20 protein-coding genes and 1 pseudogene are annotated in these 23,539 nt (G+C 68.5%); 11 read left to right on the forward strand and 10 right to left on the reverse strand.

The genetic code is table 11. The features are described 5' to 3' along the window. Window positions 1-116: 116 nt before the first annotated feature. Window positions 117-884 (forward strand): GntR family transcriptional regulator, encoded by a 768-nt coding sequence (locus tag ACSDR0_RS27485; protein ID WP_435291771.1) that lies wholly within the window; start codon window positions 117-119, stop codon window positions 882-884. Beyond that, window positions 875-1,600 carry a phosphonatase-like hydrolase gene (locus tag ACSDR0_RS27490; RefSeq protein ID WP_435291772.1) on the forward strand — a complete coding sequence of 242 codons (726 nt, stop codon included), beginning with the start codon at window positions 875-877 and terminating at the stop codon, window positions 1,598-1,600. The genes ACSDR0_RS27485 and ACSDR0_RS27490 overlap by 10 nt, the downstream gene beginning before the upstream one ends. Before the next feature lie 493 nt (window positions 1,601-2,093). Here ACSDR0_RS27490 and ACSDR0_RS27495 read toward each other — a convergent pair whose 3' ends face one another. The 3 genes from ACSDR0_RS27495 to ACSDR0_RS27505 all read right to left on the reverse strand — a co-directional run bounded on the left by ACSDR0_RS27495 (window position 2,094) and on the right by ACSDR0_RS27505 (window position 5,243). Next, complete coding sequence (locus ACSDR0_RS27495; RefSeq protein WP_435291773.1) at window positions 2,094-2,876, reverse strand: MerR family transcriptional regulator; 783 nt, start codon at window positions 2,874-2,876, stop codon at window positions 2,094-2,096. Window positions 2,877-3,041: 165 nt separating this feature from the next. Then, window positions 3,042-4,265 (reverse strand): serine hydrolase domain-containing protein, encoded by a 1,224-nt coding sequence (locus tag ACSDR0_RS27500; RefSeq protein ID WP_435291774.1) that lies wholly within the window; start codon window positions 4,263-4,265, stop codon window positions 3,042-3,044. 438 nt (window positions 4,266-4,703) lie between these two features. Further along, a complete protein-coding gene (locus tag ACSDR0_RS27505; RefSeq protein ID WP_435291775.1) occupies window positions 4,704-5,243 on the reverse strand; it encodes a cyclophilin-like fold protein in 540 nt (179 codons plus the stop codon). Window positions 5,244-5,345: 102 nt separating this feature from the next. Here ACSDR0_RS27505 and ACSDR0_RS27510 point away from each other — a divergent pair, with 102 nt between their 5' ends. Further along, complete coding sequence (locus tag ACSDR0_RS27510) at window positions 5,346-6,224, forward strand: helix-turn-helix transcriptional regulator (protein ID WP_435291776.1); 879 nt, start codon at window positions 5,346-5,348, stop codon at window positions 6,222-6,224. A 236-nt stretch (window positions 6,225-6,460) separates the two neighbouring features. Here ACSDR0_RS27510 and ACSDR0_RS27515 read toward each other — a convergent pair whose 3' ends face one another. Next, window positions 6,461-6,985: a hypothetical protein gene (locus ACSDR0_RS27515; RefSeq protein WP_435291777.1), complete on the reverse strand. Its 525-nt coding sequence runs from the start codon at window positions 6,983-6,985 to the stop codon at window positions 6,461-6,463. A 799-nt stretch (window positions 6,986-7,784) separates the two neighbouring features. Here ACSDR0_RS27515 and ACSDR0_RS27520 point away from each other — a divergent pair. Continuing rightward, window positions 7,785-8,171: a hypothetical protein gene (locus ACSDR0_RS27520; protein ID WP_435291778.1), complete on the forward strand. Its 387-nt coding sequence runs from the start codon at window positions 7,785-7,787 to the stop codon at window positions 8,169-8,171. Between the two features lie 619 nt (window positions 8,172-8,790). Further along, window positions 8,791-12,132 (forward strand): family 16 glycoside hydrolase, encoded by a 3,342-nt coding sequence (locus ACSDR0_RS27525; protein WP_435291779.1) that lies wholly within the window; start codon window positions 8,791-8,793, stop codon window positions 12,130-12,132. Window positions 12,133-12,592: 460 nt separating this feature from the next. On the opposite strand, the gene ACSDR0_RS27530 is transcribed toward ACSDR0_RS27525, so the two are convergent. Next, window positions 12,593-13,465: a ketopantoate reductase family protein gene (locus tag ACSDR0_RS27530; RefSeq protein WP_435291780.1), complete on the reverse strand. Its 873-nt coding sequence runs from the start codon at window positions 13,463-13,465 to the stop codon at window positions 12,593-12,595. A gap of 71 nt (window positions 13,466-13,536) precedes the next feature. Here ACSDR0_RS27530 and ACSDR0_RS27535 point away from each other — a divergent pair, with 71 nt between their 5' ends. Next, window positions 13,537-14,166, forward strand: a complete 630-nt coding sequence (locus tag ACSDR0_RS27535) for a TetR/AcrR family transcriptional regulator (protein WP_435291781.1) — start codon at window positions 13,537-13,539, stop codon at window positions 14,164-14,166. Window positions 14,167-14,891: 725 nt separating this feature from the next. On the opposite strand, the gene ACSDR0_RS27540 is transcribed toward ACSDR0_RS27535, so the two are convergent. Then, window positions 14,892-15,299: a hypothetical protein gene (locus ACSDR0_RS27540; RefSeq protein WP_435291782.1), complete on the reverse strand. Its 408-nt coding sequence runs from the start codon at window positions 15,297-15,299 to the stop codon at window positions 14,892-14,894. A gap of 45 nt (window positions 15,300-15,344) precedes the next feature. Continuing rightward, the gene (locus ACSDR0_RS27545; RefSeq protein ID WP_435291783.1) at window positions 15,345-15,914 is read right to left on the reverse strand and encodes a TetR/AcrR family transcriptional regulator; all 570 of its coding nucleotides are present in this window, start codon (window positions 15,912-15,914) and stop codon (window positions 15,345-15,347) included. A gap of 97 nt (window positions 15,915-16,011) precedes the next feature. Between ACSDR0_RS27545 and ACSDR0_RS27550 the strand changes: the two genes are divergently transcribed. Both ACSDR0_RS27550 and ACSDR0_RS27555 read left to right on the forward strand, forming a co-directional pair. Further along, on the forward strand, window positions 16,012-16,926 hold the full coding sequence (locus ACSDR0_RS27550; RefSeq protein ID WP_435291784.1) for an NmrA family NAD(P)-binding protein: 915 nt from the start codon (window positions 16,012-16,014) through the stop codon (window positions 16,924-16,926). 85 nt (window positions 16,927-17,011) lie between these two features. After that, window positions 17,012-17,530: pseudogene (locus ACSDR0_RS27555) on the forward strand (Tn3 family transposase); the annotation flags it as partial. A gap of 143 nt (window positions 17,531-17,673) precedes the next feature. Here ACSDR0_RS27555 and ACSDR0_RS27560 read toward each other — a convergent pair. After that, a complete protein-coding gene (locus ACSDR0_RS27560; RefSeq protein WP_435291785.1) occupies window positions 17,674-18,294 on the reverse strand; it encodes a helix-turn-helix domain-containing protein in 621 nt (206 codons plus the stop codon). Window positions 18,295-18,521: 227 nt separating this feature from the next. Between ACSDR0_RS27560 and ACSDR0_RS27565 the strand changes: the two genes are divergently transcribed. From ACSDR0_RS27565 to ACSDR0_RS27575, 3 genes are all read left to right on the forward strand, one after another. Next, window positions 18,522-19,871, forward strand: coding sequence for an MFS transporter (locus tag ACSDR0_RS27565; RefSeq protein WP_435291786.1), 1,350 nt, complete (start codon window positions 18,522-18,524; stop codon window positions 19,869-19,871). 204 nt (window positions 19,872-20,075) lie between these two features. Beyond that, window positions 20,076-20,813 (forward strand): SDR family NAD(P)-dependent oxidoreductase, encoded by a 738-nt coding sequence (locus ACSDR0_RS27570; RefSeq protein ID WP_435291787.1) that lies wholly within the window; start codon window positions 20,076-20,078, stop codon window positions 20,811-20,813. Between the two features lie 282 nt (window positions 20,814-21,095). Continuing rightward, window positions 21,096-21,416 (forward strand): hypothetical protein, encoded by a 321-nt coding sequence (locus ACSDR0_RS27575; protein ID WP_435291788.1) that lies wholly within the window; start codon window positions 21,096-21,098, stop codon window positions 21,414-21,416. A gap of 55 nt (window positions 21,417-21,471) precedes the next feature. Here the strand turns inward: ACSDR0_RS27575 and ACSDR0_RS27580 are convergent, their stop codons facing one another. After that, complete coding sequence (locus tag ACSDR0_RS27580; protein ID WP_435291789.1) at window positions 21,472-21,690, reverse strand: hypothetical protein; 219 nt, start codon at window positions 21,688-21,690, stop codon at window positions 21,472-21,474. A 130-nt stretch (window positions 21,691-21,820) separates the two neighbouring features. Next, window positions 21,821-23,539: polymorphic toxin-type HINT domain-containing protein (locus tag ACSDR0_RS27585; RefSeq protein ID WP_435291790.1), on the reverse strand; the 1,719-nt coding region annotated here is incomplete at its 5' end.

Genomic DNA, 23,539 nt, shown 5'->3' on the forward strand with positions numbered 1-23,539 from the left:
GCCCGTCAATCAGACAGAGGAGCTTGTATAGACAAATTAATACGCTGTTCACCTGCTAATTTGTGGAAATCCCGGCCGGTTGACACTCCCCGTATCAGTACTTGTATGGTCAGCTCATGTCGTCGGAATCCATGCATGCCAAGATCGCCGGCGCCCTGCGCGGCCGGATCGTCGCGGGCACCCTGTCCGTCGGCGGGCCGCTGCCGTCCGAGGCCCAGCTCGTCGAGGAGTTCAACACCTCCCGGGGCACGGTCCGGCAGGCGCTGGCGGCGCTGCGCAACGAGGGCCTCATCGAGGGCCGCCAGGGCCAGTCGCCGGTGGTCCGGCGCGCGCCGATGGGCCAGCCGTTCGAGACCTTCCTGTCGTTCACCGCGTGGGCCGAGCAGCTGGGCCACCATCCCGGCCAGCGCACCCTCGAGATCGCCCGCCGTGGTGCCTCCGAGGCGGCGGCCGCCGCGCTCGGCCTGGACCCGGGTGACCACGTCGTGGACGTGCTGCGCCTGCGCCTGCTCGACGGCCGGCCCGTCATGCTGGAACGCAGCTCGTTCGTCCTCGACCTCGGCATGCTGCTGTTCCAGTTCGACCTCGACGCCGGATCCATCTACGCCGGCCTGACCGCCCGGGGCGCGGATCTCGCGGCGGCCACCCACACGATCGACGCCATCTCGGCGCCCGCCGCCGACGCCGTCCTCCTGGAGATCGAGGCGGGCGGCCCGCTGCTGCGCGAGCGCCGCACCGCCACGACCAGCGAGGGCCGTCCCGTGGAGTACGCCGACGACCGGTACCGCCCCGACCGCGCGACCTTCACCATCGCCAACGCCCGGACGCAGCGACTCGCCGTCGTCCGTGACATGTTCGACCCCGGAGGAAACCCATGGCCGTGACCGCAGCGCCCCCCGTGCCCGACAGAGCCGAACGGGAGCGGCCGCCCATCTTCGAACTCGCCGCGCTCGACATGGCCGGCACCACCGTGCAGGAAGGCGGCGCCGTCTACCGGGCGGTGGCCGAGGCCGTCGAAGCGCGCCTGGGACGGCCCGTCCCCGACGACGTGCTGCACCGCTGGACCGGCACGAGCAAGGACGAGGCCATCGCGGGCCTGCTCACCGACCTCGACGGCTCGGCCCCCGCCGAGGTGGTGGCCGAGGTCTACGCCGGTTTCGTCGAACGCCTGACCGCCGCCTACGCCGCGACGCCGCCGACGGCGATCCCCGGCGCCGCCGAGGCCATCGGCAGGCTGCGCGCGGCGGGCGTCAAGGTCGTCCTGCAGACCGGCTACTCCCGCGACATCGCCGAATCCATCCTCGACGCCCTGGGCTGGACCGTCGGGGAGACCGTCGACGGCCTCGTCGCCAACGACGACGTCCCGCTCAGCCGCCCCGCGCCCTACCTCGTCTTCCGCGCCATGGAACTGGCACGTGTCACCGACGTCGGCCGGGTCCTCGTCGCCGGCGACACCCCGAACGACCTCGCCGCCGGCCGTAACGCGGGAGCGGGCTTCGTCGTCGGCGTCCTCACCGGCGCGGCCACCGCGGCCGATCTGGGCGGCCACCGCCACACCCACCTGCTGCCGTCCGTGGCCGACCTCCCCTCGCTGCTGTAGGAACCCCGGCCGACGCGGAAGAGGAGCGGCGTGAGCCGCTCCTCTTCCTTTTGCCGGCTTGGTGCGGATCGCTTCGCGTCCTGCCCTGCCCGCGGTACACGAAGACGATGCCGGGCGCCGCGACACCTCCGAGGTCAAGCCGGCCAAGAGCTGAAACGACCGGCCCATCGCCGACGCCGAACGGGGCCGCCGCGCTCGCCGGGATCAGCGCGCCGCCGCGAGCCGGAGTTTGATCGACAACGGAACGGCCAGTGGCGTTAGCGAGCCGGATCGGCCGGAGTTGCCGCCATCCACCGTTCCGATGTCGATGACTCCCCGGTTCTGGCCTGGAGATCTTCGAGTTGGAGGCGCTGCGGGGTTCCCGGAGATCGGGCGGGGAGGAGCTGTTCCGGTTTTTCACGCTGACCCGGCGGATATGGCGTTCGTGGAGCCCGGTCGGTGCGTGGACAGGCCCCGGCCGGTCGCCGGGCCGATGGGCCGGAGCACGGCGTGGTCAGCGGGAGTCCGGCCTGGGGATATGGATGCCGGCGGCGCGGAGCCTGGTTTCGAAAAGCGCGGCCAGCCGCGCCGTGGCCGGCGTCTGCTCTTCGCCGTGGTGGGCGATCAGCGTGTACCGGGTCGCGGCCTCGGTGCGGGCTTGCAGGCCAGTGACGGTCTTCAGCAATGCGGGGCTGGTGAGGTAATGGTCGGCCACGGCGGTGGCGAGCTCGGCGATGCGGGGGTCGTCCGGTTCCCAGGCCGCGGCTTCGGCTGCGCGCCTGGTCAAGGCGAGGAGCCGGGTGTCTCGCAGGGCGTGCTCGAAATGGGTGAGGTAGTCGTCGAAGCCTTCTGGGGCCAGGGCCTTGGCCAGCACCCAGCCCTCCCTCGTGGCCGCCACCTCGTCCGCGGGGAATCCGAGGCCGGACATCCGCTCCAGCAGCGCCACAGCGCGGTCGCCCAGCAGAGCCCGGTCACCATCGGCGAGCCGGTGCAGCGTGTCACGCCGCGCGATCAACTCCTCGATCCGTTCGGTGAGCTGCCGCTCGACGTCGGCGAGCGCGGCGGCGAACAGCGTGGCATCGGCGTCGATCAGGGATCCGATCTCGGCCAGCGGCACCCCGGCGGCGGCCAGCGTCCGGACCTGCACCAGCCGCAACAGATCGGCCGATCCGTACCGCCGGTAGCCGGAGCTGTCGCGTTCCGGCTCCTTCACCAGGCCGAGCTTGTGGTAGTGCCGCACCGTCTTCACCGTGACGCCGACGAATGTCGCCGCCTGCCCGATCGTGACTCCGTTCATCTACGAAATCCTGCCTTGTGCTCGAGCTCGGCGACTAGGCAGGCCATGGCCGAGCGTATGGACGGGCCAGGCCGAGCTCGTTGAGCTCGGCCTGGCCCCGGTTCGCGTTCTCCCTGACGCACGGCCGGAAGGGGTCGCCCCTCGAGGCGTGCGGGTCACAGGTGTTCAGTCCGCCGGCTGAGCCGGATCGGCCTGCCCACCGCCGAACACCTCGTTGAGGAGCCTTTGCTGGGCGTTCCGGAATGCTGCTGCGATGGACAAGCCGGCGTCGTCCACGCAGTTCAGCGCGGCGGTCAGGGTCTTGCTGCCGTCGGGTGTGCCGTACATCAGCGCCGCGTGGCCCACGGCGGCTCCATTGTGGGAGATGACGGTGCCGCCGCCGTCCGTGGTCAGCACGAACACTCCCAGGCCGTAGTCCATGTTGGGGATGCCCGTCGGGTGCGGGGTGCACATCTCGGCCAGCAGCGGGGCCGGCAGGAGCTTGCCGCCCAGCAGCGCGGAGATGAACGTGTGGAGGTCCTGGGTGGTCGAGATCATGTCACCGCCGCTGGAGATCCAGGAGGGGTTCTGGCGGGTGATGTCGACCGTCTTCTGCTCCCCGCCGTCCTCGTAGCGGTAGTAGGCGTGGGCGTGCGGGCCGGGGATCTCCGGGCTGTCGGGCACCATGGTGCCCGACAGCCCGAGCGGCCCCAGGATCAGCCGTTGCATCTCCTCGGCGATCGAGCGGCCGGTGACCTTCTCGATCAGCAACCTGGCCAGCACGTAGTTGGTGTTGGAATAGCTCCAGCCCGTCCCCGGCTCGAACCGCGGCGGCTTGGACAACGCCAGCTCCACCAGCTCCTGCGGCCGGTAGGTCTTGAACCGGTTGTCCATCCACTCTTTGCCCGTGGTGCCGTAGGGGATGGGGATCCCCGGCGCGATCGTCCCGTCGTCGTAGACCTCGCCGCTGAAGTTGAACACCCCGCTGGTGTGCTGCAACAGCATCCGCACGGTGATCCGCTCGTCCAGCCCGAACTCGGGCAGGTAGTCCGCCGCCGGGGTGTCCAGCCCGATCCTGCCCTCGGCCACCAGCTGCAGCACCACGGTCGCGGTGAAGGTCTTGGTGTTGCTGCCGATCCGGACGTGTCCGTTGATCGGCGGCTTGGCGGTCCCGCCCAGCTCGGCCTCCCCGGCGCTGCCGGCCCACTCGCCCCGCTCATCGTTCACGCGCAGCGTCACCCCGACCAAACCGGAATCGACGATCTCCTCGATAGCCTTCTGCAGCTCCAGGCGGTCCTTCCCTGCAGCAGCCGCCGGCACAGCCCCGCTGTCCGCGGTGGCCATCCCGGCGGCGTCGAGGGCGGCGGTCCGCAGGGTGCTCTTGTCCTGGTCGGAAAGGGTGATGGACATGGTGGTGTACTCCTTCGAATCTGTTATGTCCGGTCGGCGTCGTGCCGCTGCGAGGAGCTTGCACCCTGACCCGAGGTCAACCTCAACCGTGATCTAGCTCACAGCCACTTTCAGTGGTGTTCCGCGAGGCGATCGGCCACCGGAGCACCCGATCTTGAGAGTGTTCCGGGCGCTGTCCTGGTGACGGAGGGCCATGCGGGACGATCACCGGCCGTGGATGGCCACATGGCAAGCCTCCGCACGGACGACATCTCGCCCGGCGCCCCGCCAGCGGTCACCCTCACGCCGCTGCGCCCCGGCGGCGGATCCTGGTGAGCGCCGGCCTGGCGCTCACCGGCGGCTCGCTCGCGGCCGAACCTGCGGTTCTCACCGGGGCAGCGGAAACAGGGCGTCGGGTCGACAGAGGCGACTGAGGATCGTCGATGAGATCATGGCGCGTCAGACCCGATCGATCCAGACCGTGAACCGGTTCCCTGCGCGGGCGAGCGCGTCCAGTCCCCTGTCGATGGAACCGAGCCGGACCATGCCGGGCGGGGGAACAGACTGGCCGAGGTCGTCGTAGACGATGGCGATGTCTCCGCTCGGCGGCCAGTAGTAGATGCCGGCCACGTCGGGATCGATGACCCGGGTGGCGCCGGGGACATCGATCCGGTGCGGCAACCGCCCGGACTTCGCCTGTCCCATCGGGTCGTGCAGGGTCAGGCGCAGGGGCAACATCGCGGCGAACCCTCGCGCCGCCGGCGTGGCCGCAAGCGTAGCCGTCGCCAGCCCGCCGCCGGCGCGCAGCACGATCCGCGCCGTACCTGCGAAGTCGCCGGATGCGCTGGCGACAGCGGCAGAGGCCGGGTTGGTGGGGGTCATCACGCCGGGGCCGTCTGACCTGCTCACCGAGCAGCCGGCCAACAGGACGGCCAGCGAGGCGGAGGTCAACGCCGTACCCGTTCGAAGGTGGGGGTGCGGTCGCAAGGCGATGTTCATGCCCCAAGAAGATCCCCGCCCCCGCGGCTGGGGGAAGTCACCGGCGATGGGTGTACTGGCAGGGCATCCCTCAGCGCACGGTCGCCGTCGTACGGTGTCGGGGTGGACAACCGCGCCGAAGTCCGCGAGTTCCTGATCTCGCGGCGAGCCAAGATCACCCCTGAGCGGGCCGGGGTGCCTCACGCGGGGCGTCGTCGTGTCCCGGGGCTGCGCCGTAGCGAGGTCGCAGCGCTGGCCGGGGTGAGCGTGGAGTACTACGCCAAGCTGGAGCGCGGCTCGGTCGGGGGCGCGTCGGCCGGCGTCCTGGACGCGATCGCCCGCGCCCTGCAGCTCGACGACGCCGAGCGCCGTCACCTGTTCCACCTCGCCCAGGCCGCCGACGGCACCGCGGCCGCGATGCGTCCGCGCCGAGGCGGCTCCCAGCGGCAGGCGGTACGGCCAAGCCTGCAATGGGCCCTTGACTCCATCACCACGCGGCCCGCGATCGTCGGGAACAACAGGTCTGACCTGCTGGCGGCCAACCACCTGGGCCGTGCGCTGTACGCCGACGTCTACACCGACCCGACCGGCGCGCCCAATCTGGCCCGGTTCGCCTTCCTTGACGCCGCCGCTCGCCGGTTCTACCCCGACTGGGACCTGTACGCCGACATCACCGTCGCCAACCTGCGCACCGCCGCGGGCCAGGATCCTCACGACAAGGCCCTGCACGACCTGGTCGGTGAGCTGTCCACCCGCAGCGATGACTTCAGGCGCCGCTGGGGTTCCCACAATGTCCGCACCCACGCGGGCGGCCTCAAGCACTTCCACCACCACGTGGTCGGCGACCTGGCCCTGGCCTACGAGAGCATGGATCTGCGAGGCGACCCCGGGCTCAGTATGACGATCTTCACCGCCGAACCGGGGTCGTCCACCGCCCACGCCCTGGCCCTGCTCGCCTCATGGGCGGCCACCCAGGAAAGTACTCCCGCCGAGCTGACGTGAGCGCGCAGGGGGGCGCGGCGCGCCCCCCTTGGCCAGGATCCCCGCCCAGGTCACGGGCGGTTTCGGCGGTGGTGGTCATGTCGGTGAGAAGCAGAGCCGAATGCCGTCAAGGACGCCGCAGGGCTCAGCCTCGTGAGGGAGTTTTGAGAGTTTCGAGCGGCACCTACGCGCGGGCGCGCGTGGCGGTGAGGGATTGCGGATCGAAGGTCGGCCGGGGATCCAAGGTCACCTCCGGCTCAGGCCTCGCGGTGGACGTGGGAGTCGCTGTGGGCTGACTGGTACGCGTCGGACCACCCGTAGGTGTCGCTGTGGGCTGCGGGCCGCAAGTGGGACCACCCGGCATCGGAGTCGGCAACGGAGCACACGAAGACGAAGACGAAGGCGTCGGCGTCACCGTGAGCTGCGGACCACAAGTAGGACCACCCGGCATCGGAGTCGGCAACGGAGCACACGAAGACGAAGACGAAGGCGTCGGCGTCACCGTGAGCTGCGGACCACAAGTAGGACCACCCGGCATCGGAGTCGGCAACGGAGCACACGAAGACGAAGACGAAGGCGTCGGCGTCACCGTGAGCTGCGGACCACAAGTAGGACCACCCGGCACCGGAGTCGGCAACGGAGCACACGAAGACGAAGACGAAGGCGTCGGCGTCACCGTGGGCTGCGGACCACAAGTAGGACCACCCGGCACCGGAGTCGGCAACGGAGCACACGAAGACGAAGACGAAGGCGTCGGCGTCACCGTGGGCTGCGGACCACAAGTAGGACCACCCGGCACCGGAGTCGGCAACGGAGCACACGAAGACGAAGACGAAGGCGTCGGCGTCACCGTGGGCTGGCCAGCCGAGGGGGAGGTGATGCCGTCCTGGCTGACGAGGTTGAAGTCGGTGTTCTTCGCGATCGGGGCTGCCTGCACGAGGCCTGCTGACCCGAGCGGGCCGACTAGGAGGATCAGGGCGGCGGTCAGGGCGAGTACCGCCGCCGATCGGGTGATCTTTCGGGCTTGCATGTCCACAGGATGAGTGCACACCCTTGGAGATCACTTGTAAGTCCTTTGCAATGGAGGCGAGGGCATTGCCCGCTACCCCCTGCGCCCGCCGTCGCGCCCGGCGGGCGGGCGATGCCCTCGCGAAGTAGGGCATCAGGCAGTGACTCCCCCTCACCGGGTCTGGCCCGCGGTGAGGGGGCGGCCAGCAGCTCCCCGAACCGAACTTCGGCGCGCTTCCGCTCAAAGGTTCGACTACGCGGGCCGGCAGCTGATCCTGCGCCGCCGCACCCCCGAAACGGCCAGGAAGGCACGCGCCGCCGCCGCACGGGCGGGCGCCGAGCCCCTGCCGCTGTGGCTGGCCCGTGAGCAATACCTGCAAAGCACGGGCAGCATTGCTGGCGTCGCCGGCTCCCGCACAGGGATGGTGGGAGTGAACTTCGGCGGAAGGGGCGAGATGGCCACGGTCGTGTTCGGGGACACGGCCGAGCAGTTGGGGATCCGGGCCGCGCTCTTCCGCCGAGATCCGTGCCCGCCTCGCCGGCGACCTCAACGCGGCCCTTCGTTGGCCGGGGATGTTCGGCGGGGAGATCGCGCTACGGCTGCTGCTGGATCATCTGACCTACGCCGAACGCCAGGAGGATGCCTGGGCCGACGAGCAGCGAGCCATGCGCGCTCGCGGGGCGTTCAACGCGCTCGGAGTACGGGGAGCGCTCAAAGCCCTGCTGCCTGGTGAGGAGGAGGGCGCCGTGGCGTCGGTCTACGCCGAATTCGTCCACGCGCGCGGGTGGCTGCACGCCGACCGAGTGCTCAGTGTCGCCGAGTACGAGGCCATGCACCGCCGGCTGGGTGTCCGGGATGGCAGGGACCTGACGCTCAGCGAGGTGCTGGAGATCTTCGGCCCGCCCTCGGTGCCCTTCGGCGCCACCAATTCCCGCCTTGTTCTCGTCGCACAGACGTGATCACGAGCGGCCGCTCTCGTCGCGCGGGATCGCATCGGTCAGCGGCGGATCATCCCAGCTCATCCAGCAAATGGCGGCTGCCGTACCAGGTGCGGGACCTCGTCGTGCGGACCTGCCTCTTGCCCTCGATCACGTGATGAACACCGAAACGACCAACCCGCACCTGCCGCCAGAGCACCGACGTCCCGGTTCAGGAGCCCACCCGGTCATGTCCGGCCGGTTTTTCCCGATGACGACGACGCTTCGGGGCGCCCCGGGGGCCGGATCCGCAAAAGCCCAGGTCACGCCGGGCCTTCCAGTCCCTCCAGAAGAGCAGCGCCCAATTCGGTCGCCGGCACGGCAGGCCGTCGGCAGATCCCCGGTCGCCCCGCACTCGCTGCGGGCGGTGCCGCGGCGTCGCCCCCTTCTGCTGTGACGAGTCCGACTTTCGTCGATTTGCGGCAAAAAGGTATGGGCAAGTTGAAGATCTTGCTTTAGATTACGGCTGCAGAGCAGCGTTACCCCCCTCCTGTCACAGCGAATGAGACCCGGCATCCGCCATTCGATCGGCCATATCGGCAGTGCCGTAACCCCCCCACGCCGCGCTGAACGCGGCACCCTCACCGAGATGGGACCAGCCATGCGGAAATTAGCCCTGTTATCCGTCTTACTGCTCACCGCGCTCTCATGGCTCGTCGTACCCGCTCAAGCGCGCGCGGCGGTGCCGCCGCAGGAGCCGGGCATCACCCTGCGCACCTACGACGTCCAAGTCGAACTGTCCAAGCTCTGCACGCTCAAGCCCGGTCAGACACCCAACGTGGACAAGCTGATGTCCACGATCGACTGGACCTCCGACGCCGACTTCGGCCTGACCGACATGTTCGTCACCGAGGCCATCGGCAACATCTCCATCGCCGCCGCAGGCACGTACGAGTTCCGGCTCACCAGCGACGACGGCTCCCGGCTGCGCGTCGACGACACCGTCGTGATCACCAACGACGGGCGGCACGGGCCGATCGCCGTGGACGGCACGATCACCCTGACCACCGGCTACCACGCGTTGCGCGTCGACCACTTCGAGCACCTGTACGGCCAGCAGCTCAAGCTGGAGTGGAAACCCCCCGGATCCTCGGAGTTCACCCTCGTACCGAACTCGGTGCTGAGCACGGACGCGGACGTGGTGCGGGTCACCGCCCCCGGGCGCAAGGACTGCGAGAGCGGCGCCGACTCCCCGGGCGACGGACTGCCGCTGGAGTCGGTACACCCTGACTTCACGCTCACCGACCTGCGGCCGAACGGTTTCCAGCCGCAGGTGACCGCGATGGACTGGCTGCCCGACGGCCGGTTGGCGATCGCCACGTGGGGTGGCTCGGAGACCAAGCTCGGCGAGGTCTACCTGCTCGACAACGTCACAGGCAAGACCTCACCCGCGCAGGTGACCACCAAGAAGATCGCCGACGGGCTTCAGGAGCCCATGGGCATCAAGTACGTGGACGGCAAGCTCTACGTGTCGGAGAAGTCCCGGCTGGTGGAGCTGAACGACACCAACGGCGACGAGGTCGCCGACAACCTCAGGACCGTGGCGAGCTGGCCGTTCGGCGGCAATTTCCACGAGTTCGCGTTCGGGCTGCTCTACCGTGGCGGCCACTTCTACATCAACCTCTCCGTCGCCATCAACTACGGCGGCGCCACCACCGACCCGCAGCCGGCGCGGGACAGGGGCACGACCATCAAGGTCAACAAGGCCACCGGCGCGGTCGAGTACATCGCCGGCGGTCTGCGCACGCCCAACGGGCTCGGCTGGGGTCCGGAGGACGGCCTGTTCGTCATGGACAACCAGGGCGGCTGGCTGCCCGCCTCGAAACTGGTGCACATCAAGAAGGATCGGTTCTTCAACCACTACACCAACCCTGACGGCCCGTTCGATGACAACCCGGTGAGCGCGCCCGTGCTCTGGCTGCCGCACAACGAGATCGCCAATTCCCCCAGCACGCCGCTGGTCATGAAGCGGGGCAGGTTCGCGGGGCAGATGTTGTTCGGCGACGTCACCTACGGCGGGATCCAGCGCGGCTACCTGGAGAAGGTCAACGGCGAGTACCAAGGCGCGGTCTTCCGCCTCACTCAGGGCCTCGAGGCGGGGATCAACCGGATCAGCCTGGGGCCCGACGGCGCCATCTACGCCGGAGGCCTCGGCGCCGGCGGAAACTGGGGCCAGCCGGGCAAGCTCACCTACGGACTGCAGAAGCTGACCCTCGGCGACGACAAGGCTTTCGACATCCTGAAGATGCGCGCGATCGAGGGCGGCTTCGAGCTGGAGTACACCCAGCCGCTGTCGGCCGAGACCGCCACGTCGCTGGCGGCCAAGTATCAGGCCACCCAGTGGCGGTACACCGCAGCCTCCACCTACGGTGGCCCCAAGGTGGACGAGGAGCCGCTGACCGTCACCTCCGCGAAGCTGACCTCCGGCGGGAAGAAGGTCACGCTCAAGATCGCGAATCTCAAGCCGGGACGCGTGGTGCACCTGCGGTCGCCGCGCCCGTTCAGCTCGGCATCGGGGCAGCCGCTGTGGAGCACCGAGGCCTGGTACACGCTTAACTCGATGGTCAACGGCCCGACGACGGACACCACGTACGAGGCGGAGAGCGCCTCGCACAGCGGCGGCGCGAAGCTGAACACCGACCATCTGAGCTACTCGGGAAGCGGCTTCGTCGACGGCAGCTGGACCGAGGGAGCGGCCACGCAGTTCGCCGTACGCGCGGCCGAGGCCGGCACGTACCAGGTGGGCCTGCGCTACTCCAACGGCCCGCACCCCGCACCCGGCACCAAATCCCTGAGCGTGTACGTCAACGGGACCAAGATCAGGCAGGTGCCGCTGCCCACTACGGAAACGTGGGACCTGTGGGCCACCCGGGTCGAACCGCTCACGTTGAAGGCAGGCGCCAACACCATCGCCTACAAGTACGACAGCGGCGACACGGGCAACGTCAACCTGGACTCCATCACCGTGGCCGCGCGACCGGTACTCGAGGCGGAGAACGCCTCGCTGCGCGGTGGTGCGAAGGTGAACACGGACCATCAGGGCTACACCGGCAAGGGCTTCGTCGACGGCTACGCGGCCGCGGGCGCGAGCACGTCGTTCACCGTGCGGACGGACTCACCCGGCATGCACAACGTCGGGCTCCGCTACGCGGCCGACGCCGGCACGTCGGTGAGCGTGTACGTCAACGGCGACAAGGTCAGGCAGGTGCGGCTGGCCGGCACCGGCGGCTGGGACGCCTGGGCCGTCCAGACGGAGGCGCTCAACCTGAAGCGGGGTTCGAACAGGATCGACTACAGGTACGACTCCGGCGATACGGGACAGGTCAACCTCGACCACATCACCGTGTCGAAGGCGCAGCGGATCACGCTGTTCGACGGGTCCAGTCTGGCGGCGTGGGAGAAGCGGGCCGGCGGGTCGGCGACCTGGCCGATCGCGAACGGCTTCATGGAGTCCTATGGCGGCGACATCCGTACCCGGCAGACGTTCGGCGACTTCAAGCTCCACGCCGAGTGGTACGAGCCGGACTACCCGCCGGACGTGACCGGGCAGCAGCGCGGCAACAGCGGCATCTTCCTCCAGGAACGCTACGAGATTCAGGTCCTCGAGTCGTACGGTGACACCACACCGGCCGCCAACGAGGCGGGCTCGATCTACTCCAAGCGCGCGCCCGACCGCAACATGGCCACCGCCTCGGGAACGTGGCAGACCTACGAGATCACCTTCCGCGCGGCCCGCTACACCAGCGCGGGAGTGAAGGTCGACAACGCGCGAGTCACGGTCGTCTGGAACGGCGTGGTGGTGCACGACGACGTGGCCATCGACGGCGGCACAGGCGACAACATCCCGGAGAGCGCGGCGTCGGGCGGGATCCGCCTCCAGGATCACGGCGACCCTGGCGAGAATCCCCGTTTCCGCAACGTGTGGATCGAACCCGTCTCCTGATCTCATCCGCCCGGCAGGCCGTCCCGCCCTCTGCGCGCGGCCGGCCTGCCGGGCCTTGATCGCGCCGATCTGCCCTCGTCCTGGACGATCGGCAGATCGGGCGGCTGATACGCTTGCCGGCGGCGCGCTCCACCGCGTCGCCGACGGTGTGGCCCGCCGCCCTGCCCTCCCCCGACGATGCCGCTGTCGACCAAGCCATGGACCAGGCCCTGAACGCCGGGTTCCGCATCTGAGAACAGGCCGCCATGCCCACGCCGGCCCGCGCGCCGCTCCTGGCTGCCGCGCCCCCAACACAGCCACCGGCGGGTCATGTGTCTCTGATTTCGTCGGCGAGTCATCCGTGCACGCGTCGGGCGCGCAGGCCGGATGACGACGCTCACGCCGGCACGGCCGGTTCACATCGCGGCGGGGGCGGTTCACGTCGCGGCAAGGGCGGCGAGAAGGCACAGCCGCCTATCGCCTACCGACCCCTCGCATAGGCACGCATCTGTTCGGCCATCCGCTCGAGTTCGGCCGCCGCCGCAGGCGAGGCGCCGTCGAGCCCGCTGTGTGCGGCCGTCGAGCTTCGCAAGAAGCGCCGCAGCACGGCCACGAGCAGCCCTTCCGGCAGAGTCTGCAACGCAACGAACCCGCGAGGGACCGGCGGCGTCGGCATGGCGGCCAGGTTCTGCCGCATGAGGCGGATCATGCCGCGGACCGCGTCCGGATCGTCGGCCAGTGCCACCGGGCCGCCCGCCGCGTTCACCGCCTGCCCGAGTGGCACCTCGAACGCGGCGTGCGTCTTGAGCCAGGCATCCATCTGCGGCTCGGCCTTGGCGCTGATCCCGGCGGTGCGGAACGCCCGCACGGTCCGTTCCAGCCGCGGGGTGGTACGGCCGCCGGGTTCGCCGATCGGCATCGGGAACAGGCGGGTCATGAGGTTGGTCGCGCGGTAGCGGACCACGTCGCCGTCCATCGTGCCGGCGGCCGTGGGAAAGCCGAGCAGCACCCGCTCGTGGCCGATCACCGCGCCCAGCGGCTCCGCGCCGGCCGCCCAGTTGAGCAGAAACAGCACATCACCTTCGAGACCAGCGAGTGACTCCAGCACCGCGTCCACCTGATGGGTGCGGACGAGGACGGCGATCAGGTCGTACCCGCCGACCGGATGCTCGACCACCGGCACCGGTACCCGCCTGACGGCCGGGCTGTCTCCCTCGGCGAGCCGCACGCCGTGCCGACGCAGAGCGGCCAGGCGCTCGCCCCGTGCGAGGAGCGAGACGTCGTGCCCGGCCTCATGCAGGCGGGCGGAGAGAAGGCTGCCGAGAACCCCGGCGCCGTACACGAGCAGTTTCATGGCAACCCTTCTTCGCACGTTCGTTTCAATCATACGTTCGTTTGATTCAAACGTATGTACAGTACGCACACATGGCGCCACCCGACACCCGCACCCAGATCCTCGACGCGGCCGAACACCTCTTCGCCGAGCGCGGTTTCCACGGCACCTCGGTCCGCGCGATCACCGACCTCGCCGGAGCGAACCTGGCCGCCGTCGCGTACCACTTCGGCTCGAAGGCGGAGCTCCTGGCCGCGGTCATCCGCCGCGTGATCGAGCCCATCAACGCCGCGCAGTGCGCCGGGCTCGACCGGCTGCTCGCCCGGACCCCGGACCCATCGATCACCGAACTGGTGGAGGCATTCGCGGGACCGCTGTTCGACGAGATGCCGGCCGGCGACGAGGGCGGCGCCCGGACGTCCCGGCTGATCGTGACGATCATCGGCGACCCGGCCGAGGAGATGCGCAACTGGACCGGCTCGGCCGAGGACACGGTCCGCGATCGCTACCTGGCGGCCTTCGGGCGCGCACTGCCCGGCCTTCCCCCGGAGGAGCTGTGGTTCCGGCTGCGGGGAATCCTCGCCGTGGTAGCCATGGACCGCGTCGAGGTCTACAACCGGCGCCTCCCGGCCAGCCTGTCCCCAGTGGCGGGCGAGGCGACCCGGCGCTGGGCGATCACGTTCCTGGCGGCAGCGATGAGTGCGCCACCGACCGAGACCTGACGACCCGGGATGGTCGCGGCCGCGACGGAGTGTCCCGGGTGGGCGACGCACGGTGGAATCAGCCGAGCCCCGTGATGGCACCCGGGCCGTGCCGACGAGATCCGAGAGTGGAACGCCGAGCGGCCCGGCCAGGGCGCCGGCGGCGGCCGCCCACGATCCTCACCTGCGAGCCGCGACGACGACTCCGGTCTCTACCTGGCCGGCCGGGCGCCCCGACCACGGCGACGCCTCCGCGGACGTGGTCGGGGCTGAGGCCGCGGTGACCGCCTGACGCAAGGACCTGATGATCGGCAAGGCCGCGCCCGCCTCGATCGACCAGGCGTTAGCCGCCGTCACCCTGCTGCACACCCCGGGCTGGGCCGCGCATCGCGGTGAAGCGGGCCCGGGTGCCCAAGCCCGGCGAGCCGGACGCGCTCACCAGGGCCGAGTAGGGCCGGGTTGAGCGTGCCACCGCCCGCCATGGCGTCCGTGACCGGGCGATCGTCGCCGTGCTGCTGTACGCCGGAGCCCAGGTCGAGGAGTGTGAGCGTCTGGACGCACAGGACGTCGCTCCGACCGCCCGGACCGGTCATATCCGGCTGCTCGGCAAGGGCGACGAGGTACGGACGGCCCCGCTGCCGCCGGTCGTCCGCGAGCATGGCCCGCTCCCGGCGCGAGCAAGCCCGCGCACACACCGAAGCACAGCAGCGCCAGGCCGCCGCCCGCTCCGCCAACCGCACACGCCCCTACCGCTCCCCCACCACCCAGGGCCCCCGCCCGGGGTTGAGCATGTGATCGCAAGGGGCGGACGTGGTGGAGCCTTCTACGCGGGCGCCGGTCAGGGGCGTGGTCGTCGCGGCCCGCAGTCTGGTCATGAGCTGGAGGGCTCGATGGCGGGTCGCTTCGCCGTGGAGGTCGAGTCGCCGGCGCTCCTGGAGTTCGACGCCGACCGATTCCCCGGACATGTCGAGGCGGTTCGGCAGCGCTTCGACCTCCGGCTGCATGACGATTCCGGCCCCACGCGGGCGCATGTGGCCGGGTGAGCGCTCGTAGACGGCGATGTCCGCGCCGACGGCCCGCAGCTCATGGGCGGCCGCGACGCCCCCGACGGAGCCTCCGACGGTCAGCGCTCTGAAGGCGTCCCGTTCGCGCATCCCTTCTCCCCGACTCGCATCTCCAAAGTGACCAGCGCGGATCGCTCACCCTCGAAGGGGGCTGATTCCCGTGATGGTCAGGCCGAGCAGCCGACTCGCCTCGGCCGCCGGGTCCGGGTCGTTCTCCGTGGCCAGGGCGATGCCGGTGACCAGGGCGAGCACGTCCGTGACGGTCACTCCCGGGGTCAGCGTGCCGGCCTCCGCCGCACGGCGGACCAGGAGGTCGCCCGCCTCGGTGAGCTGCGCCGACGCGCAGTGCTCGTGTGCCACGTCGGGGTCGCTCGCCCGGTCCCTGGTCAGGGCGACGGCCAGCCCCCGGATGGTCGCGGCGGAGGCGGTGACCGCGTTCAGCCACTCCAGCAGGGCGGCGCGGGTGTCGGGCCGGGCGGTCAGGTCGCGGGCGTGGGCGCACAAGGTCTCGACGCGCTCGCGGAAGACCGCCTCCAAGAGGGCGTGGCGGGTCGGGAAGTGCCGGCGCACGGTGCCCGAGCCGACTCCCGCGAGGCGGGCGATCTGTTCCAGGGACGCGTCGGCGCCGTGGGCGGCGATCTCCTCCTCGGCCACGGCGAGCAGGCGCGTGTAGTTGCGGCGGGCGTCCGCGCGCTGGGACGGCATGGGCTTCACCTCGATGTTGCTAAACGGCGGGGGCCTCCGTATTGTAGCGACCACAGAAACGGCGGGGTCCGCCGTTTAATGTCGTCGTAGGAGTGCCATGTCTGCTGATTCCGCTCCCGTCCTGGTCACCGGCGCCACCGGGCAACAGGGGGGCGCCACCGCGCGGGCCCTGATCGCGGCGGGTGTTCCCGTGCGGGCGCTGGTCCGCGACCCGGCGACCGACCGGGCCAGGGCCGTCGAGGCGCTCGGGGCCGAGCTGGTGACCGGCGACCTCGACGACCGTGACTCGCTGCTCAAAGCCGCGGACGGTGCCCGTGCCGTCTTCTCGGTGCAGATGCCCGTGATGAAGGAAGGTGTGCTCGACTTCGACGGTGAGCTAGGCCAGGCCGTCAACCTGATCGAGGCGGCGAAGGCCGCCGGGGTGCCGCAGTTCGTGCACACGTCGGTCTCCGGCGCGGGTCAGCACACGCGGGCCCCCGGCTGGGCCGATGGCCGCTGGGCGGCGCTGGAGCCGTACTACAACACCAAGAGCGGGATCCAGGATCAGGTGCGCGAGGCCGGCTTCCCGCACTGGACGATTCTCAAGCCGGGCTGGTTCATGGAGAACTTCCTGCCCGCCGCAGCCTACCTGTTCCCCCGAGGCGTCGAGGGCGGGCTGGTGACGGTGCTGCGGCCCCAGACGCGGCTCTCCCTCGTCGCGGTCCAGGACATCGGCCGGGCCGCCGCCGCCGCGATCGCCGAACCCGAGCGGTTCGACGGGGTCGAGCTGGAACTGGCCAGCGACTACCTGCCGATGACAGAGATCGCCGAGGTGCTCTCCGCCGCGCTGGGCACCCTGCTGGCCGCGCCCGACCTGACCGAGGAGGAGGCGCTCGCCGCCGGCATGCCGGTGTGGGCGGGGGTCCCGCACGAACGCATGAACGTGGCCGGGCAGCCGGCCCGGCCGGAGTTCGCGCGAGCGCTCGGCATCCCGCTCACGACCTTCCGGGAATGGGCGCACGAACGCCTGTAGGCGCGTGGGGCGCTGTCGCCCATCGCTCGTAGGCGTCCGGGGGCTGAGCCGTCAGCTCCGCGAGGAGGTCGTCGAGGCCGGAAGGGGCGAGGGCCTGCCGGCCTCGGTCGACGGGCTGTGGTTCGTCGTCCCCGTCAGCATCATCAGCGCGGCGCCGTCGCCGAAGTACTTCGGGTTCGAACGCGGCGTCACCTGGCTCAACGCCGTCAACGACCAGGTCGCCGGCATCGGGCAGATGGTCGTCCCCGGCACGCCGCGCGACTCCCCGCACATCCTGGACGCGCTGCTGAACCTCGACGGCGGCGTGAAGCCGGAGACGGTGGCCACCGACAACGCCGCGTACTCCGACATGGTGTTCGGCCTGTTCAAGATCCTCGGCTACAACTTCTCCCCGCGCTTCCGCGACCTGGACGACCGGCGGTTCTGGCGGGCGACCATGCTCGGCGTGGAGAGCGGCACGTACGGGGTGCCGGAGGACCTGGCCCGCAACCGGGGCAACCTGAACAAGGTGATCACGCACTGGCCTGACATGCTGCGCGTGGCCGGCTCCCCGGTCACCGACCAGGTCCGCGCCTACGACCTGCTGCGGATGTTCGGCCGCGAGGGACGATGGGGAGAACCGGCCATCGGCGATCGGACGGAGCGTTGATCGGCTTGCGGCCTGACGCCGGAGACGGTCCGCTCCCGGGGTGATCTTGCAGCTCGTTACCGGTTCACCCGGGCCGGGGCGTACTCGCCGCAGGATGTTCAGGGGCGGTCGTCCGCGGGGGCTTCCTGGTGATGCCGGACCGGTGTGGGGTGAGCGCGCAGGTGGGCGCGCTCTCCTTGGTGACCGAAGAGGGTCAGAACTTCGACGGGGTGTTCGTCGGCGTTGCCGAACCAGTGCGGGGTGCGGGTGTCGAATTCGGCGGCCTCGCCCGGTCCCATGGTCAGGTCGTTGTCGCCCAGGACCAGGCGCAGGCGCCCGTCGAGCACGTAGAGCCATTCGTAGCCCTCGTGGCTGGATCGTTCGGGCTGGGGCGGCCGCGTCCGGGGGGAGATGATCAATTTGTAGGCCTGCAGGTTTCCGGCGCGCCTGGTCAGCGGCAGGAGCGTCATGCCGTTGCGGGTGACCGCCTTGAGGTGCAGCCGCGGGTCTCCTGTGTGGGGTGCGCCGATCAGCTCATCGATGGCCACACGCAGATCCCGCGCGAGCGGCAGCAGCAGCTCGAGGGTGGGGCGGCGCTGTCCTGATTCCAGGCGCGAAAGCGTGCTGATGGAGATGCCGGTCGTCTCAGAGAGCTGGGTCAGCGTGATGTTGCGGTGGGTGCGCAGGGCCCTCAATCGGGGACCGACGGCCGCCATTGTCGCTGCTGTGCCCTCGTCCATGCCTCCAGTTTGCCACCACAGCAAGGATGTTTGCCGCATCGCCGTGCTGCCCTGACCCTGGTCGCAGGCACCCCGCCGGAGGGGGCCCTTCCCGCAGGACAGGAGAGCACCGGATGGCCAGAGGCAGCACGCCCACCGCACCCGTGGACGGGCCCGGCAAGCAGGTAGGAGGGCAGGTGGCCCGCCCGATGGTGGCCGTGCCACGCGGCTCAACGATGGTAGCGGTCATGATCTTGGTGCTTACGCAGCTGATGCTGGTCGTCGACACCTCGATCGTGAACGTGGCGCTGCCTGACATCGGCCGCGATCTGGGCTTTTCCAGTGCGGGTCTGTCGTGGGTCGTGACCGCGTACGCGCTGTCCTTCGGCGGGCTGATCCTGCTGAGCGGGAAGGTCGGCTCGCTGATCGGCCCGCGGCGGGCTCTCCTGGTCGGGGTGTCGGTCTTCGTCGTCGCCTCGGTCGCGGGAGGACTGGCCTCGACGGCGGCGGTCCTGGTGACCGCGCGCGCCGTACAGGGCGTGGGAGCGGCCCTGGCCGCGCCGAGCGTGATGGTGCTGTTGATGGGCGTCACCACGCCCGGCCCGCAGCGGAGCCGCGCCTTGTCGATGTTCGTTCTGGCGATCGGCAGCGGCGCGGCGGTGGGCCTGCTGGCCGGCGGCGTGCTGACCCAGACTCTGAGCTGGGAGTGGGTGATGTTCGTCAACGCGCCCATCGGCATCCTGGTCCTGGCCGGCGCGCTGCGCCACCTGCCCGAGCTGCCGCGCCAAGGCACCTCGCTGGACATCGCCGGTGCCGCGTCCTCGACCCTGGTGATGGTGGCCCTGGTGTTCGCCTTCACGTCCGCAGCCGAGCGTGGCTGGTCCGGTCCCGTTGTCATCGGTGCTTTCGCCGTGGCCGCCCTGTCCGGGATCACCCTCGTTCTGGTCGAGCGCCGGCACCCGCACCCGGTGATGCCGCCGGCGTTCTTCGCCTCGATGCGCAGCGCGGGACCGCTGCTGTCCATGCTGGTCATTCCGGCGGGCCAGGTCGGCTTCCTGTTCTTCACCACCCTGCTGACCCGGCAGGTGCTCGGCTTCACGCCCGTCCAGACCGGCCTGGCCCTGGTCCCCTTCACCCTCGGGCTGATCACCGCCAACCAGCTCACCCCCCGGCTTCTGCCGCGGCTGGGAGAGCGGGTCATCGGCATCGCGGGTCTGACCGGGCTCGTGCTGGGCATCGCCTGGATGTCGCTCGTGGCCGCCGAGGCCGGCCCGGACACCTCGATCGTTCCTGTGCTGCTGCCCTCGGTCCTGCTCGGCCTGGGCGCCGGCGCCACCTTCGCACCGGTCACCGCGGTCATCATGCACCAGGCGCCCGCCGAACACATCGGTGCAGCCGCCAGCCTCAACCAGGGCCTGCAGCAGCTCGGCGGCGGCATGGGCCTGGCCATCCTGGCCAGCGTGCTCACCGGCACCGGCGGCCTGGAGAACGGCCTGTCCACGACCTTCCTCGTCGCGGCTGCGTTCCCCCTGACCGCCTTGATCCTCTTCGGAACCTGGGCGCGCCGCATCCCTGCCCCCGATGCTCCCCACGCATGATCACGAGCAACACCCGAAGGAGCATGTGATGACCTCTTCTGCACCGCCGACGACCTGACCGCCGACCTACGACCGTCCTGCCCCGGTCGCCGCGGGCGCGCACCACCACCACATCCGACGGCGAGCCCGTCACCATCCATGACACCGTCCTGCACGCCCAGCGCACCCACCGAACATCATCGAGAGCACGAAAGAAGGACCACCGTGAACAAGGACCTCGCCAACCAGACGGCACTGGTCACCGGAGCCACCGCCGGAATCGGTCGCGCCAGTGCCCTGGCTCTGGCCGAACGCGGCGCCCACGTCGTCGTCCACGGCCGCGACCGCGAGCGGGCCGCCGACACCCTCCAGCGCATCGAAGCGCTGGGCGGCTCCGCCCGCTTCGAACCCGCCGACCTATCCAACCCCGCCGAGGTGACGGCCCTGGCCGAACGCGCCGGAGATATCGACATCCTCGTCAACAACGCGGGCATCTTCCACTTCGCCCGCACCGCCGACACCGACCGGGCGACCTTCGACGCACACATCAACATCAACCTGCGCGCCCCCTACCTTCTCATCCAAGCCCTGGCACCCGCCATGGTCCGGCGCGGGCACGGCGCGATCATCAACATCAGCAGCGGCGCCGCCACCACACCGGGCCTGGGCACAGGCATCTACGGCGCCACCAAGGCCGCCCTGGAATCCCTCACCCGTGTCTGGGCCGCGGAATTCGGCCCGGCAGGCGTCCGCGTCAACGCCGTCGCGGCCGGCCCCACCCGCACCGAAGGCACCGCCGCCTTCGGCGACGCCTTCGAAGCCGCCGGAAAGGCCGTCGCACTGCAACGCCTCGCGGACGCCGAGGAAATCGCCGGAGCCGTCACCTTCCTCGCCTCTCAGGCCGCCAGCTACGTCAACGGCACCACCCTCAGCGCCATGGGCGGAATGCCCGCCCTCGGCTGATACCGGCGCCCCCCTTCCTCTCACAAACGGCCCTTTACCGCTGCCCAGTGCACGATCATGATCAATCTCAGCGCCACCGACCGTACCGATGTTCCCCAAGGCCGGGGAAGGACCTGACGAGGTTCTCAGGGCGGCGTAGCGTCGAGGTATGGCCGACGAGGAGAACGTACCGATCTGTGACATCTGCTTGGGTGCGGGCGGGGATTGGATCGACCGCAACGGCAGCAGCACCAAGCAGAGCATCTGGGTTGCCTGTGCCTCGTGCGCCGGGACGGGGCGGCGATGACCGACCCGATCACCTGCCCTGAATGCGACGGAGAAGGAGGCCAGCGGCTGGGCCGCCTGCGTATCGCTTGCCGGTTCTGCCACGGCCGGGGCTGGGTCGGCGCCGAGCACGAGCCCGCCGAACCTGCTCCGCCGCCCGTCGGACCGCCGCCGGTCTGGAAGCACCGCATCTGGTCCGACTCTGCAGCCCCCGCCGTCCTGGGATGCCGCTACTGCCTGGGCTCCAAGACGGTGGTCCACCTGGACGAGAGCACCCGCACGCTGGCGATGACGCCTTGTCGGTGCCGGATGCCCGGAGGCTTCTCAGAAAGTACGTAAGAGTTCTAGGGTACTGCGGCATTTAATGAAAAGTAGATCAATGAAATTGTCGGCATCACATTGATGTAATCTCCAATGCATCATCAACTATTCGAGGTAACAGCAAGGCGATTTCTCCCGAATGTACAATGTCGCGAATAACGTCTACCATAACGGTTACTCCTTTATCTCTAATGACAATTAAATCCGGTGTTGAAAAATAGTTACCCCCAAGAGATTCTCCAGATATTGCGTGACGATCCATGACTCGAGATACTTCTTCCCTGGTCATCATTAAGGCGCTATACCGGTTCCCGTTAGGGAGAGTGACGATGGAATCTCCCTTCTCGATCGAATCGGGATCGACTCCATCCCCTAGTAGAATGTGCAAGGAAAATGATTCCTCTTGTCGTGAGTAATATGCACTACTGTCCATAGAGTTTCTCCAACCTTGCGATTACTTTCGATTCGTTACGCTTGTCTGCCTTGCCTACAATTACGATTGTATCGCCAACTTTTCGGAAAAACATTCGTGCACCATTGCGGTGGCGCGCGTACATTACATCAGTACCCTTAAGTGCCTCTGATCCGATGCCAGGGTTCATATTTCCTCGCAAAAGTTGATCAAATAGCTGATCCATACCCTTCTGGCTGCTCCTACCTGCTTCTTCGGCAGCTTTAATGAGGTATGGATCATCGCCAATTTTTGACACCATCTTGGAGCAGGGCGATGCATTATGAACGAGTAAGTTAGCGGTTCCAGCCGCTACATGGTAGGTGTGACTTCTCTCTACCGTTAAATTATGAACTCGCTGCTTATCCTGGGTATATCTGTAAGTGGAGACGAGCTTCAGTTTTTTGCCTTCAGCGGAAAGCAGGATCGCACCCGCTGCGAGATTACCGGCGTCAACCCAACGTTTTTGATCGACCGCCCATATGGGGTGCTCTGTTGTCGCGGTGACCTGCCCGAGCTTGTCACCATTGTTACCGTCTACATCAACCTGCAGTCGAACTAAATGCTTAACTCCGAGACTAGTAATCAACGCCGTAACAAGTTGTTTTTCGCTCTTTCTTGCATTGGGATCTGCCGCTATTATAGAGTCGCCAATTTTAACTTTTTCTATTGACTTTAGAGAACCGTCGGCCATAAGAACCTTGGTGCCAGGAAGGAAGCTTGAACAAGCTCTGGCCGCCTTGGCAAAAACAGTTCCTGCGACCCCCAGCTTCTTTCCGAGTGCTTTAATTCCCTTAGATGCGGGACCACCAGCGATATCGGAGACCATGAGTATGCAGGACACGAAGTCGCCGTCCCTACAGGCCATAGCATCTCCTGCAAGGAGATCGATAGTTTGGAAAAGCAGTGACTTCTTAGCTTTATCCTTAATTAAAGCCCACCAGTCCGCGGTGGTCATCCCTGCCATCTGTATCAGATTAGTGCATGCATGAAGCTTATCTGCTGCACCTTTCCCTGCCGGTATTTGTGAGCACTCTTCCCTCGCCCCTTGTAGTGCGGCGGCTTTCACTGCTGCGTCGCGCCACTCTTGGCATGCCTTTTTTGAATACAGTCGGGCGCAGGCTGCCCACCCGCCGTTACCGCCGCTGCTTGCCTGAGGCGGTGCGCCAGGTGACGCTGGCGAATTTGTTGGAGGATTGAGCCGTATCCACTGAACAACTATGTCGTCGTTGGTGACTTCTGTGTTGTACATCTGCATGACGTTGTACAGCACCAGGAATTCTTTACGTGCGTCCTCGCTCGCTTTCCAGAATTCTTCTTCCATGTCCTTTGGCATGGGCCTGCCGGTGGGCATGATGCCCCACTTTTTGGCTTCTTCGTCTGTGATCTGTGGTCGCAGCGCGTAGTCTCCGTAGCGCTCCTCCCACCACATCTCCTCGCCCTCGTTGAACTGGGGGTAAAGGCCGCCCGGCTGATCGGGCCATGAGTAGTACGGCTGACCGGGAATGACTTCTGGCGCGTTGAATGTCCAGTCGGAGGAGGGGCGGGAGCCTGCGTTTTGGAGCGCTTCGTATGAGCTGTGGCCGGTGGGGTCGGTGTGGGTGAGAGGGCTAGCGTTGGCGTAGGTGTAGCGGTTGGCCTGCACCGATGGGTCGGGGTTGAGGGTGGCGGTGTCGCGGGAGGTGAAGGT

Source organism: Streptosporangium sp. G11 (assembly GCF_051192615.1).
In the GTDB taxonomy this organism is placed as follows: Bacteria; Actinomycetota; Actinomycetes; order Streptosporangiales; family Streptosporangiaceae; genus Streptosporangium.